This window comes from Mycolicibacterium sp. MU0053 (genome assembly GCF_963378095.1).
In the GTDB taxonomy this organism is placed as follows: Bacteria; Actinomycetota; Actinomycetes; order Mycobacteriales; family Mycobacteriaceae; genus Mycobacterium; species Mycobacterium burgundiense.
Genome location: NZ_OY726397.1, coordinates 577033 through 590058, shown reverse-complemented (window position 1 = coordinate 590058; position 13026 = coordinate 577033). Strand labels below are relative to the sequence as shown.

At 68.3% G+C, this 13026-nt stretch carries 12 protein-coding genes; 2 read left to right on the top strand and 10 right to left on the bottom strand.

What is annotated here, in order from left to right; translation table 11 throughout:
* Window positions 1–4: 4 nt before the first annotated feature.
* From RCP80_RS02635 to fabG, 5 genes are all read right to left on the bottom strand, one after another.
* Window positions 5–1189, bottom strand: coding sequence for a CaiB/BaiF CoA transferase family protein (locus tag RCP80_RS02635; RefSeq protein ID WP_308480869.1), 1185 nt, complete (start codon window positions 1187–1189; stop codon window positions 5–7).
* A gap of 87 nt (window positions 1190–1276) precedes the next feature.
* The gene (locus RCP80_RS02630; protein ID WP_308480868.1) at window positions 1277–1948 is read right to left on the bottom strand and encodes a GntR family transcriptional regulator; all 672 of its coding nucleotides are present in this window, start codon (window positions 1946–1948) and stop codon (window positions 1277–1279) included.
* Window positions 1949–1953: 5 nt separating this feature from the next.
* Window positions 1954–3147, bottom strand: a complete 1194-nt coding sequence (locus RCP80_RS02625; RefSeq protein ID WP_308480867.1) for an acyl-CoA dehydrogenase family protein — start codon at window positions 3145–3147, stop codon at window positions 1954–1956.
* Complete coding sequence (locus tag RCP80_RS02620; RefSeq protein WP_308480866.1) at window positions 3144–4358, bottom strand: acetyl-CoA C-acetyltransferase; 1215 nt, start codon at window positions 4356–4358, stop codon at window positions 3144–3146. Before RCP80_RS02620 ends, RCP80_RS02625 begins: the two co-directional genes overlap by 4 nt.
* Window positions 4359–4455: 97 nt before the next feature.
* Window positions 4456–5250, bottom strand: a complete 795-nt coding sequence (gene fabG, locus RCP80_RS02615; RefSeq protein ID WP_308480865.1) for a 3-oxoacyl-ACP reductase FabG — start codon at window positions 5248–5250, stop codon at window positions 4456–4458.
* A 74-nt stretch (window positions 5251–5324) separates the two neighbouring features.
* Between fabG and RCP80_RS02610 the strand changes: the two genes are divergently transcribed.
* Together RCP80_RS02610 and RCP80_RS02605 are read left to right on the top strand one after the other, a co-directional pair.
* Window positions 5325–6491, top strand: a complete 1167-nt coding sequence (locus tag RCP80_RS02610) for an acyl-CoA dehydrogenase family protein (protein ID WP_308480864.1) — start codon at window positions 5325–5327, stop codon at window positions 6489–6491.
* Window positions 6492–6507: 16 nt separating this feature from the next.
* Complete coding sequence (locus tag RCP80_RS02605) at window positions 6508–7329, top strand: mycofactocin-coupled SDR family oxidoreductase (protein ID WP_308480863.1); 822 nt, start codon at window positions 6508–6510, stop codon at window positions 7327–7329.
* Between the two features lie 53 nt (window positions 7330–7382).
* On the opposite strand, the gene RCP80_RS02600 is transcribed toward RCP80_RS02605, so the two are convergent.
* The 5 genes from RCP80_RS02600 to purD form a co-directional block, all read right to left on the bottom strand.
* Window positions 7383–8291 (bottom strand): alpha/beta hydrolase, encoded by a 909-nt coding sequence (locus RCP80_RS02600; protein WP_308482672.1) that lies wholly within the window; start codon window positions 8289–8291, stop codon window positions 7383–7385.
* Window positions 8292–8305: 14 nt separating this feature from the next.
* A complete protein-coding gene (locus RCP80_RS02595) occupies window positions 8306–9652 on the bottom strand; it encodes a flavin-containing monooxygenase (RefSeq protein WP_308480862.1) in 1347 nt (448 codons plus the stop codon).
* A gap of 14 nt (window positions 9653–9666) precedes the next feature.
* Window positions 9667–10755, bottom strand: a complete 1089-nt coding sequence (locus RCP80_RS02590) for a phosphotransferase family protein (protein ID WP_308480861.1) — start codon at window positions 10753–10755, stop codon at window positions 9667–9669.
* A 5-nt stretch (window positions 10756–10760) separates the two neighbouring features.
* On the bottom strand, window positions 10761–11618 hold the full coding sequence (locus tag RCP80_RS02585) for an SDR family NAD(P)-dependent oxidoreductase (RefSeq protein WP_308480860.1): 858 nt from the start codon (window positions 11616–11618) through the stop codon (window positions 10761–10763).
* 116 nt (window positions 11619–11734) lie between these two features.
* Entirely contained in the window at window positions 11735–13003 is a 1269-nt protein-coding gene (gene purD, locus RCP80_RS02580; protein ID WP_308480859.1) for a phosphoribosylamine--glycine ligase, read from the bottom strand.
* Window positions 13004–13026: the final 23 nt, after the last annotated feature.

Below are 13026 nucleotides of genomic sequence, written 5' to 3'. Positions count from 1 at the left end.
CCGCCTACACGATCTCCCGGGTCCGCAGCTCCTCGATTTCGGCCGCGGCAAAGCCGATCTCGCCCAACACCTCATCGGTGTGTTCGCCGAGCAGCGGGGCCCGCATGCGGATTTCGCCGGGGGTAGCCGACATCCGGAACGGGGTCTCGATGATCGGCACATCCTTGGCCGTGCCGGGGAACGGCACCCGCTGCAGAAACCCCATGGCCTGCACGTGCGGATCGTCGAGCACCTCCTGCGTGGTGAGCATGGGCGCCGCAGGCAGTTTGGCAGCCTCGAGCGCGGTCATGATCTCGGCCTTGGTCTTGTCCGCACACCACCGCGCCATGATCCCGTTCAGTTCCTCGCTGCGCTGCCAGCGCAGGTCGTCGTCGCCGTATCGGGGATCGTCGAACAGGTCCTCCCGGCCCACCAGCCGGCACCAGCGTTTGAACATCGGCTGGCCCGCGATCTGCAGCAGCACCCAGTCGTCGTCCTTGGTCCTGTACAGGTCGCACGGTGCCACCGAGCCACCCTGATTACCCATCCGCGGCTTGTCGAGGCCGAGCAGATCCCGCTCGATGAGGAACGCATTGGACATCATCATCGCGGTGGGCAGCAACGCGCCCTCGACGTGTTGTCCCTCGCCGGTGCGGTCGCGGTGGTACAGCGCCATCATCACCCCGATGGTGAGGGTGAGCGCGGTGCCGAAATCCGCGTAGGGCACCACCGTCCGGATGGGTTGCTCCGGAAGCCCCTGGCGGGCAACCGCGCCCGACATGACCTGCCCGGCGCCGTCGAAGCCGATTCGGTCGCTGTAGGGCCCGCCCTCGCCGTAGGCCGTGGCGCTGGCCAAGATGATGTCCGGCTTCACCGCCCGCAGGGTCGCGTAGTCCAGCCCATTCGCGCGCATCCCGGCCGCCGGCATGTTGGCGATCACGATGTCGGACTGCGCCACCAGCCTGCGGGTGATCTCCGCGCCTTCGGGTGTGGTGGAATCCAGGGTCAGGGACCGCTTGTTGCGGTTGCACTGCAAAAACGTTCCGCCCTCGCCGGTTTCGGTGACGGACTGCACCCAGCGATCCTCACCGCCGGTGCGCTTTTCCACCCGCAGCACATCGGCGCCCATGTCGGCCAGCAGTGCACTGCACCACGGGGCGGCGATGAAGCGGCCGTAGTCGAGCACGCGAATGCCGTCCAGTACGCCCATGGTCTCCTCCATCTCCGGCGAGCAGACACAAACTTCCCCGATTTCGTCAGAAATCTGGGAAGTTTGTGTCTGCTCGCGGCTGGGTTCTCATTGCTCGATGACTCCGCGCGCCACCAGATGCTCGATCAGTGGTTCGGCGCCGGCGCACAGATGCTCCGACATCGCCGCGCGGGCCTTTTTCTCGTCGCCGTCGGCGAGCGCCGCCAGCACCCGGCGATGGTCCCGGATGGACTTCGCCGGCCAGCCGGCCACCATCGGGAACACCGTTTCCGGTGCGTACCTGGTGATCTGGGACATCAGCTGCGCGAGCTTCGGGGAGTCCGCGGCCACGTTGATGGCGCGGTGGAAGTCGTGATTGAGCCGCACCACCAGAACGTCGTCGTCGCCGTCATAGGCGGCCTCCAACCGGGCCTGAATGGACTCGACCTCCGCGAGTTGTGCCGCGGTGATGTTGGCGGCGGCCCGGGCCGCGAGTTCCCCGCCGATATGGGACTGCACATCGGAGACGTCGGCGATGTCGCGGCGGGTCACCGGCAGCACCACGAAGCCCCGCCGCGGCTGCTGCGTCAGCAGTCCCTCGGCGCGCAGTTCCACCAGCGCCTCCCGCACCGGGGTGACGCTGATGCCCAACTCCGCGGCCAGCAGTTCCAGCCGGATGTAGCTGTCCGCGGCATATGTGCCGTCGAAGATTCGGCCGCGCACCAGCCGGGCAACGTCCTCCGACAACTGCGGCCGGGCGGCGAAATCCCCTACGGTCACGGCGATCAGATCTGGTACTCGGCCAGCAGCCGCTTGCTGATGATCTGCTTCTGGATCTCGCTGGTGCCCTCGCCGATGAGCAGGAACGGCGCATCGCGCATCAACCGCTCGATCTCGTACTCCTTGGAATAGCCGTAGCCGCCGTGAATCCGGAAACTCTGCTGGGTGACCTCCGCGCAGTACTCGCTGGCCAGGTACTTGGCCATGCCGGCGGCCACATCGTTGCGTTCCCCGGAGTCCTTGAGCCGGGCCGCGTTGACCATCATCAGGTGCGCGGCCTCGACCTTGGTGGCCATCTCGGCGAGCTGGAACGCGATCGCCTGGTGTTCGGCGATCGGCTTGCCGAAGGTGCTGCGCTGCTGGGCGTAACGCACCGCGAGCTCGAACGCGCGGATACCGACCCCGCAGGCGCGGGCGGACACGTTGACCCGGCCGACCTCCACCCCGTCCATCATCTGAACGAAGCCCTGCCCGGGCTTGGCGCCGAGGACGTCGTCGGCACTGGCCCGGTAGCCGTCGAAGATCATCTCGGTGGTGTCGATGCCCTTGTAGCCCAGCTTGTCGAGCTTGCCCGGGATGGTGAGTCCGGGTGCGACTTCGCCGAAGCCAGACGGCTTTTCGATGAGGAACGCGGTGAGGTTGCGGTGTGGCTTGGCCGCGCCTTCATCGGTGCGCACCAGGGTCGCCACCAGGGTGGAGCTGCCGCCGTTGGTCAGCCACATCTTCTGGCCGTCGATGACGTAGTTGCCGTCGGCCTCGCGGCGGGCGCGGGTCCGGATCGCGGCGACATCGGAGCCGAGTTCCGGCTCCGACATGCTGAACGCCCCGCGGGACTCCCCGGTGGCCATCTTGGTCAGGTGGTATTGCTTCTGGGCGTCGGTGCCGTGCTGACGAATCATGTAGGCGACGATGAAGTGCGTGTTGATCACGCCGGAGATGCTCATCCAGCCGCGGGCCAGTTCCTCCACGCACAGCGCATAGGTCAGCAGCGACTCGCCGAGGCCGCCGTACTCTTCGGGAATCATCAGGCCGAACAGCCCCATGGTCCTCATCTGATCGACGATGGCCTGCGGATAGGTGTCGGCGTGCTCCAGCTCCTGAGCGGCCGGGATGATCTCCTTGTCGACGAACTGCCGTACCGTCGTGACGATCTCGGTTTGAAACTCGGTCAACCCGAGGGTCTGGGCAAGTCTGGTCACGGGGTCACCCTTTCGAACACTGCGGCCAAGCCCTGGCCGCCGCCGATGCACATGGTCTCCAGCCCGTAGCGCGCCCCGCGCCGGTTCAGCTCACGTGCCAGCGTCGCCAGCATCCGCCCGCCGGTGGCGCCCACCGGGTGGCCCAGCGAGATGCCCGAGCCGTGCACGTTGGTGCGTTCCAGATCGGCGGGAGCGAACTTCCACTCCCGCATGACGGCCAGGGCCTGCGCGGCGAAGGCCTCGTTGAGTTCGATCAGATCGATGTCGGCGAGGGTGAGCCCGGCATTGGCCAGCGCCACCTCGGTGGCCGGCACCGGACCGATACCCATGACGTTGGGTGCCACCCCGGCCACTCCCCACGACACCAGCCGCACCAACGGCGTCAGCCCCGACTCGGCGGCCCGCTCAGGCGTGGTCACCACGCACATCGACGCCGCGTCGTTCTGGCCGCTGGCGTTGCCCGCGGTGACGGTGGCGTCCGGATCCTGGTTGACCAACATGGGTTTGAGCTTGGCCAGGGTCTCCATCGAGGTGTCGGGCCGCGGATGCTCGTCGGTGTCGATCAGCTGATCGCCGTCGCGGGTCGACACCGTCACTGCGATGATCTCCTCGGCCAGGATGCCGGCGGTCTGCGCGGCGACCGCACGTTGGTGCGAGGCGACGGCCAGTTCGTCCTGCTCGGCGCGCGGGATCGAGTACTGGCGCCGCAGGTTCTCTGCGGTTTCCACCATGCCGCCGGGCACCGGGTAGTTCTTGCCGCCGGCGGTGGTGCGTCCCCGCGCCAGCGCGTCGTGCACCTTGATGCCGCCGCGGGCGCCGCCCCAGCGCATGTCGGTGGAGTGGAACACCACGTTGCTCATCGATTCGGCACCGCCGGCAATCACCAGATCGTTGTTGCCGCTGCCCACCTGCAGGGCGGCCTGGATGACGGCCTGCAACCCGGACCCGCACCGCCGGTCGATCTGCATGCCGGGCACCGTGACCGGCAGCCCGGCGTCGAGCGCCACCACCCGTCCGATCGCGGGCGCCTCCATGCTCGGATAGCAGTGCCCGAGGATGACGTCCTGCACCGCAACCGGGTCGATGCCGGTGCGCTGCAGGAGCCCTTGCAGCGCGGCGACCCCGAGATCCACCGCGGTCAGCGACTTGAACATGCCGTTGTACCGGCCGATCGGCGTGCGCACCGGCTCACAGATGACAACCTCACGCATCACAGCACCCTCCCCCCGTTCGCCCAAACGTCCCTTTGGGCCGGAAAGTGCGAGTAACTTCCGGCATCTCGTCGATCTCGGCGGACAACCGCACGCATCACAGGTGCCGACCGCCCGTGACCTCCAGGACCGTGCCGGTCATGTACGACGACATATCCGAGGCCAGGAACAACGCGACCTTGGCCACCTCCGCGGGTTCGCCGGCGCGGCCCAGTGGCACCTCGGCAACCTTGGAGTCCCAAATCCGTTGCGGCATGGCCTCGGTCATGGCCGAGCGGATCAGGCCGGGCTGAATCGCGTTGACGCGCACCCCGAGGTAGGCGAGTTCCTTGGAGGCGGCCTTGGTCATGCCGACGATGCCGGCCTTGGCCGCGGAGTAGTTGGTCTGACCGACCATGCCGACCTTGCCGGAGATGGAGGACATGTTGACGATGGCACCGCGCTTGTTCTCGCGCATCACGGCGGCCGCGGACCGCAGCCCGTTCCAGGTGCCCTTCAGGTGCACCGAGATGACCTGGTCGAACTGCTCCTCGGTCATCTTGCGCATGGTGGCGTCACGGGTGATGCCGGCGTTGTTGACCATGACGTCCAGGCTGCCACCCCAGGCCACGGCGGCCGCGATCAGCGCGTCGACATCGGCGGAACTGGTCACATCGCAGCGCACGGCCGTGGCGATGTCGGGTCCGCCCAGGCCGCGGGCGGCCTCCTCGGTGGCCTCGAGGTTGATGTCGGCGAGCACCACCTTGGCGCCCTCGGCGACGAACAGTTCGGCGATCGCCAGGCCCAGCCCCTGGGCACCGCCCGTCACGACCGCAGTTTGATTCGCCAGCAGTGTCACCTGTGCTCCTTCAAGTCCCGCTCCCGGCTCCGGGAGGGCCAATATTTCGAACATCGTATTGCATATATGATTCTGCGAAGTCGTGCGAGTCCCCGTGATCGCCCGTTCCCTGCCCAAGGAGCCCCGCCATGAGCGCCGCCGTCAGCGACGACGATTTCCAGCAGATCCTGGCCCAGACCCGGCAGTTCGTGCGCAGCGCCGTCGTTCCGCGTGAGCAGGAGATTCTCACCGAGGACAAGGTGCCCGACGACATTCGTGAGCAGACCAAGCGGATGGGCCTGTTCGGCTACGCCATCCCGCAGGAGTGGGGCGGGCTCGGGCTGAACCTGGCCCAAGATGTCGAACTGGCAATGGAATTCGGCTACACGTCGCTGGCGCTGCGGTCGATGTTCGGCACCAACAACGGCATCGCCGGGCAGGTGCTGGTCGGCTTCGGCACCGACGAGCAGAAGACGCGGTGGTTGGAGGGAATCGCCTCCGGAGACGTCGTCGCCTCGTTCGCGTTGACCGAACCCGGCGCCGGCTCCAACCCGTCCGGGCTGCGCACCAAGGCCGTGCGGGACGGCGCCGCCTGGGTGATCTCGGGGCAGAAGCAGTTCATCACCAACGCGCCCAACGCCGACCTGTTCGTGGTCTTCGCCCGCACCCGCCCGGCCGACGACCAGGGCGCCGGCATCGCCGTCTTCCTGGTCCCGGCGGATGCCGCCGGGGTCGAGGTCGGCGCCAAGGACGCGAAGATGGGCCAAGAGGGCGCCTGGACCTCGGACGTGACGTTCAACGACGTCCGCGTGCCCGACGCGGCCCTGGTCGGTGGCGCCGAGGACATCGGTTACCGGGCCGCGATGACCTCGCTGGCCCGCGGCCGGGTCCACATCGCCGCCCTGGCCGTCGGGGCCGCGCAACGGGCGCTCGACGAGTCGGTGGCCTACGCCGCGACCGCGACGCAGGGCGGCACCCCGATCGGCAACTTCCAGCTGGTGCAGGCGATGATCGCCGACCAGCAGACCCAGGTGATGGCCGGTCGGGCCCTGGTGCGCGATGCCGCACGCAAATGGGTCGACGACGAGGACCGCCGGATCGCACCGTCGGTGGCGAAGCTGTTCTGCACCGAGATGGCCGGGACGGTGGCGGATTTGGCCGTCCAGGTGCACGGCGGGGCCGGCTACATGCGGGGCGTGACGGTCGAACGCATCTACCGCGATGTGCGGCTGCTGCGACTGTACGAGGGAACCAGCGAGATCCAACGCCTGATCATCGGCGGCGGCTTAGTCAAGGCCGCGCAGCGGCAAAACTGATCACTTAAGGAGCACTATGAGCGGACGGCTCACCGACAAGGTCGTTTTCATCACCGGCGCAGCGCGCGGGCAGGGCCGCGCCCATGCCGTGCGGTTGGCGAACGAGGGCGCCAACATCATCGCCGTCGACCTGGCGGGGCCGTTGCCGCCCAGCGTTCCGTACGACTCGGCCACGCCGGAGGACCTCGCCGAGACGGTGCGTCTGGTGGAGGAAACCGGCCGCGGCATCGTGTCGGCCGTCGCCGACACCCGCGACCTTGATGCGCTGCGCGACGCGGTCGGCAAGGGCGTCGCGGAGTTCGGCCGGCTCGACGTGATCGTCGCGAACGCCGGCATCACCTCCCCGAAGCCGTGGAACGAGATCACCCCGGAGGCCTTCCGCGATGTGATGGACACCAACGTCACCGGCACCTGGAACGCGGTGATGGCGGGCGCGCAGACGATCATCGACGGCGGCCGCGGCGGATCGGTGATCTTGGTGAGCTCCGCCGCCGGCATCAAGATGCAGCCCTTCATGGTGCACTACACCGCCAGTAAGCACGCCGTGACCGGGATGGCCCGCGCGTTCGCCGCCGAACTCGGTAAGCACTCGATCCGGGTGAACAGCCTGCATCCGGGCGCGGTCAACACCCCGATGGGCACCGGCGACATGCTCAACGCGCTGATGCGGGCCAACGATACGAACCCAGGCCTGATGCAGATGGTGACGCCGTTCCTGCCGGACTACATCGCCCAGCCCGAAGACATCTCGGACGCGGTGTGCTGGCTGGCCAGCGACGAGTCCCGCTATGTCACCGCGGCGCAGATCGCGGTCGACCTGGGCTCGACGGTGTTCTGACTGCAATCGTCGAGTCAGAACCTACGCGGACAATGTGCGAGTAGCGGCCTGCGTCAGTTCTCACTCGAAGTGGGGCCCGGCAGCACCCGCCGCAGGAACCGGATCTGGTCGGTGACCGCCTGCTCGAACCAGGCGTTGCCGGGCCAGACGTCGAAATGGTCGCACGGGTAGTGATGCACCTGCGCGCGGCCGCGAACCGCGGTCTTGAGCACCGCGTCCGCGGGCACGTACCGGTCGAAGTCGGCGACCTGGACCAGCAGCGGGCTGCGTAATTGCTTGGCGTAGCGCTTGATTCGGATCTTGGACAGTTCCATGCCCACCGCGGAATCCAGCTCGTTGCGCCAGGACGGGCCGGCCAGCGCCAGATAGCTCTCGTAGGCGCCGTCCAGCGTGAGCGCCCCCGGCTGCCCGGGCGGGGCCACCAACGGCATCATGATCGCGTCGCGGCCCAACCCGCCGGCCGCGCGACTGAGCGCGCCCGAGGCCGCCGAGCGCGCCAGGGCGGCCGGGCGGTACTGGCGCCCGACGGCGCGGGCCGTGGCCAGCGCGTCGGTCATCGGCGTCATCGCGATCACCGCGGCGATGCCGGCGCCCTCGGCGCCGACCCGGATCACGTGGCCACCGGACAGCGAGGCACCCCAGAGCACCACCTGCCGGGGGGCGACTTCCGGCAGGGTTTGGGCCAGTGCCACCGCGGACCGGTAGTCCTGGACCTGGTTCTCGATGGACACCGTCTGGCGCGGTGTGCCATCCGACTGCCCGAAGCCGCGGTAATCGAAGGTCAGCACGTCCAGGCCCGCCGCGGCGAACCGCTCGGCGAACGGCTGCAGCCCGGAGTCCATGGTGCCGCCGATCCCGTGTCCCATCACCACCACCGGCCGCCGCGCCGCCCCGTCGGCACCGTCGGCACCGGCGGCGAAATGCCAGGCCCGACAGGTGATTCCGCCCGAGCCGAAGGACATCTCGGTGGGTGACCTCACAGCATCGCCTTCTGGACCGTGTGGCGCACCTGCGCTCGCTTCATTCCGGCCGGCAGCTCCCGGGCGCGGATGTCGTGCTCGTAGTAGAAGTAATCCACCTGCTGGGTGTGCCGCGGGCGGTCCACACAATGCCCCGCGTGCAACTGTTGATCGGTGTCGATCACCCGCTCCATCTCGGCGACGGACGGCAGCGCGTATCGACCCACCGCATAGGCCGCCAGCAGCCGCGACTGACACTCCACGAATGGAAACAGCGTCGGGATGGCCTGGGCGAATCCGATGAACACCAGGTTCTCGATGCCGGGCTTGAACATCCGCTTGTAGAGCCGGATCTGGTTGTCGGGCGCGCCGATGAACTCGGGATCGAAGAACGGGAAGGTGATGTTGTAGCCGGTGGCATAGATGATCGCGTCGAACTCGGCGCTGGTGCCGTCCTCGAAGTGCACCCGTTGCCCGTCGAGCCGGAGCACATTGGGTTTCGGGGTGACGTCACCGGATCCCAGGCGCAGCGGCAGTTCCACCGACTGGGTGGGGTGGGCCTCGAACAGCTTGTGGTTAGCCGGCGGCAGACCGTATTTGGTGGGGTCGGCACCGACCAGCGGGGCGAACCACTGCGCGGCCTTGCGTTGCCAGGACAACGGCAGGTACGGCGTGGTCCGGAAGAACTTGTCACCGGGCTGTCCGGCAAGGTATTTCGGCACGATCCACGCGCTGGACCGGGTGGACAGCGTGACCTCGTTCTGCAGTGACTTCGAGGACAGTTCGACAGTGATGTCCGCGGCGCTGTTGCCGATACCGACCACCAGGATCCGCTTGCCCGTCAACTGCAGCGGCGTGTTCGGGTCGATGTAATGGTGGGAGTGGATCCATTCGCCGGTGAACTCGCCGGGAAAGTCCGGCAGCCGGGCGTCCCAGTGATGACCGTTGCCGACCACCAGCAGATCGAACTCCCGGACCGCGCCGGCCTGATCCTCGATCTGCCAGCAGTTGTCGGCCAACCGGGCGTGCACCACGCCGTTGCCGAACTCGATGTGATCCAACAGACCGAACGCGTCCGCGTAGTCGTCGAGATACTGCTTGATCTCCGAGTGGTGCGGAAACGACGGATAATGCTCCGGCATCGGGAAGTCCTTGAAGGACAGCCGATGCCTGGAGGTGTCGATGTGCAGCGACCGGTAGGCGCTGCTGTGCCCGTTGGGGTTGCCGAACGCCCAGTTCCCGCCGATCCGGTCGGAGGTTTCGAACGTCGTGTACGGAATGCCGTAGTCCTTGAGCATCTTGCCCGCGGTCAGCCCGCTGATGCCGGCACCGATGATCGCGGTGCGAGGAGATGAGTGCTGCACGCCGACTCCCGCTGTCAGATTCCCGCGGCCTGCCGGATCAGCGCGACGGTGTCCAGGTCCCGGATCGCCGCACAACCGCGGCGCAGCATGGTGGCCACCATGTCGTCGCCGCGATCGGTGCCGACCGCGAACGCGAATCCCAGCGCCGAGATCAGCAGCACCTGCAGCATCCCGTACCGGTAGTCTTGCCAACAGGTTTCGAGGTCATAGTCCGAGACCCCCTGCTGCAACAGCGCCGCATGGTAGGCGGCCACCAGTTCCCGCTCGGCCTCGGCGCGCGCCGCCGGTTCCAGGCTGGTGCCGGCGAAGTAGGCCAGGTCTCGGGCCGGCAATCCGACCCCGAGGGTCTGCCAGTCCACCACCCAGACCTGGCCGCCGTCGGGATGGAACAGCAGATTGTCGAGGCGGTAGTCGCCGTGGATCAGGCTGAACCGGCCGAAGTCGTTCTGCAGCCACGGGGTCACCAGGGCCATGGCTTCCAGGAAGGTGGCCCGGTCGGCGTCGCTGAGCTTGGCGCCCAACTTCTCGACCGTGATGTCGGCGCTCATCACCGCGACGTCGCCGAGACCCTTCTTGGACGCGTCGTCGAGCATGGTCATGGCCAGCCCGGGAAAGGTCAGCCACTCCTGCTGCGTCCAGGTCGGCCCGTGCAGGCCCGCGATGGCGGTGGCCGCCAGCACGGCCTGCTCGGTGGAGCACCCGGCGATCTGATCACCCTGCACGGCGGGGGCCTGATCGGTCAGCAGCAGCGCGTAATCGGCCGCGTCCTCGGAGATGTCGCAGTGGAAGCACTGCGGGATCGGGACGGTCACGCGGTCGGCCACGGACGCGTAGAACGCACACTCGCTGCGGTAACCGAGTACCACCCGGTCCCGGACGGCGTCGTCGGTGGCGGGCAGCTTGATCACGAAGGTCTCGGGCAAGGTGGTCGGGTTGGCCGCATAGTCCACCTCGACCCGATAGGTGGCGCCGGTCTGTCCGGTCCCGATGGCGCTGACTTTGACGTCACCGACCTGGGTCCCGTCGTCGGCGCCCAGCACACCCGCCAACCATTGCGCCGTCACATCGTCGGGGTAGCGCGGTATCGCCATGGGCACGGTCATCGAGATCACCCTTCTGTGTTCGCGGAACTACGTTGTGCGTCTTGGGTCGCCCGCTGCCGGGCGACGAATCGAATCGACATGCGTTGCATGAGTCCGGGCGCGAAGCGGGCCAACAGCCACCCCGCGTACGCAGTGCGGGGTGCGACCAGCACCGCGCGGTTGCGTTCGACCGCCCGAAGCGTGTCGCGGGCCAATCGGTCCGGATCGTAGAAATCCTTGCTGCGCTGGCCCATTCGGTAGAACTCTCGGCCGTTGATCCCGGTGATCAGCCCCTTGTCCAGGATCGGCGTCTCCACCGCGGCCGGGCAGATCGCCAGCACCCCGACCCGATGTGCGGCGGCCTCGGAACGCAGTGCCAGCGACAGCCCGACCACCGCGTGCTTGGTCATCACGTAGCTGGTGATCTGACCGGCCGCGGCCAGACCGGCCATCGAGGCGGTGTTGACGATGAAGCCGCCGCCCTGCTGCACCATCTGCGGATAGGCCGCCGCGACCCCGTGCACCACGCCCCGGATGTTGACGTCGATGATCGAGTTCCAGTGGTCGAGCGTGAGCAGTTCGGTGTCGGCGGCCCAGGTGATCCCGGCGTTGTTGAACATCAGATCCAGACGGCCCGCCCGCGCGACGACGTCGGCGACCGCGGCCTGCACCGCTTCGGCGTCGGTGACGTCCACCTGACGCGAGCGGGCCGGCCCACCCAGTGCGGCGGCGGTGCGTTCGGCGGCCCCGCCGTCCACGTCGGTGCACAGCACCTGCGCTCCGCGGGCGACCAGGGCCCGACACAGCGCGGCGCCGATCCCCGAACCGGCTCCCGTGACAATCGCGTGCTTGCCGGCGAACCGCGCCGCAGTCTTTGCAGCCACGTTGACTCCTAGACCCGAGTGGCGCCGATCACATCAATCGATGTCCCAACTGTAAGTCATACCGCATCCGCTATCGAGAGGCGGGTGGAACGCCGTTCCGGGTGGGGCGAGTCCGCTCAGACGGAAATCTCGCCCCGCTCGGCGCGTAGCGCGATATCCGAGCGAAAGTGACTGCCGGGCAATCGAACCGCGCCAGCGGTGGTGTAGGCCGCGGCGCGGGCCGCGGCCAGGTCCAGACCGGTGCCGACGACCGCGAGCACCCGCCCACCGGAGGACACGACGGCGCCGTCGTCGCGGCGCGCGGTGCCGGCGTGCAGCACCCCCGCGGCCTCCGAGCCGGTGATGACGTCGCCCACCCGGGGGCGTCCCGGGTAGTGCTCGGCCGCGATGACGACGGTGACGGCCGCTCCGGGCTGCCACCGCAACGGTTCGACCTCGTCGAGCGATCCGGTTGCCGCCGCATGGAGCAGCTGGCCCAGCGGGGATTCCAGCAGGCTCAGCACCGACTGGGTCTCCGGGTCCCCGAAGCGGCAGTTGAACTCCACCACCGACGGCCCGGCCGACGTGATGGCCAGGCCCGCATACAGCAGGCCCGAGAAGGAACTGCCGCGCCGGACCATCTCGGCCGCAACGGGTTTAACGATGTCGTTGACGATCTGATCGGTGATCGCGTCGGGCAGCCAGGGCAGCGGCGCATAGGCGCCCATGCCGCCGGTGTTCGGTCCGGTGTCGCCGTCGCCGACGCGCTTGAAGTCCTGCGCCGGCAGCAGCGGCACCACGGTTTCACCGTCGACCACGCAGAACAGCGAGACCTCCGGGCCGTCGAGGAACGACTCGAGCAGCACGGGATGGCCATCGTCGAGCAGGCTCGCCGCATGCGCGCGTGCGGCGTCCCGATCCGCGGTGACCACCACGCCCTTACCGGCGGCCAGGCCGTCGTCCTTGACCACCCAGGCCTGCTGGCCGGCGGCCGGGCCGAACCGGTTCAACGCGGCGTCCAGATGGGCCGGATTGTCGACCATCTCGCTGATCGCCGTGGGTACGCCCGCCGCGGTCATGACGTCCTTGGCGAAGGCCTTGGAGCCCTCGATCCGGGCGGCGTCCTTGCCGGGGCCGAAGCACGCGATGCCGGCGGCCCGGACGGCGTCGGCGACACCGAGCACCAGGGGCACCTCGGGGCCGATGACCACCAGGTCGGCGGCGATGGAACGGGCCAGGGCCACGACGGCGTCCGCCGAGCCGACATCGACGTTGTGCTGATCGGCGATCAGCGCGGTGCCGGCGTTGCCGGGAGCCACCGCCAGGCCGGTGACCTGCGGATCACGCTTGAGCGCGAGCAGCAGCGCATGTTCACGGGCACCGGAACCGATCACGAGGACGCGCACAGCGCATCACCTTATCGGGCGCT

Excerpts from the sequence above, each read along its gene's own strand:
- RCP80_RS02635 (WP_308480869.1), bottom strand. The coding sequence starts at position 1,189 with ATGGGCGTACTGGACGGCATTCGCGTGCTCGACTACGGCCGCTTCATC.
- RCP80_RS02610 (WP_308480864.1), top strand. The coding sequence starts at position 5,325 with ATGAGCGCCGCCGTCAGCGACGACGATTTCCAGCAGATCCTGGCCCAG.
- RCP80_RS02600 (WP_308482672.1), bottom strand. The coding sequence starts at position 8,291 with ATGTCCTTCGGCTCGGGCGGAATCACCTGTCGGGCCTGGCATTTCGCC.
- RCP80_RS02620 (WP_308480866.1), bottom strand. The coding sequence starts at position 4,358 with ATGCGTGAGGTTGTCATCTGTGAGCCGGTGCGCACGCCGATCGGCCGG.
- RCP80_RS02605 (WP_308480863.1), top strand. The coding sequence starts at position 6,508 with ATGAGCGGACGGCTCACCGACAAGGTCGTTTTCATCACCGGCGCAGCG.
- fabG (WP_308480865.1), bottom strand. The coding sequence starts at position 5,250 with ATGTTCGAAATATTGGCCCTCCCGGAGCCGGGAGCGGGACTTGAAGGA.
- RCP80_RS02590 (WP_308480861.1), bottom strand. The coding sequence starts at position 10,755 with ATGACCGTGCCCATGGCGATACCGCGCTACCCCGACGATGTGACGGCG.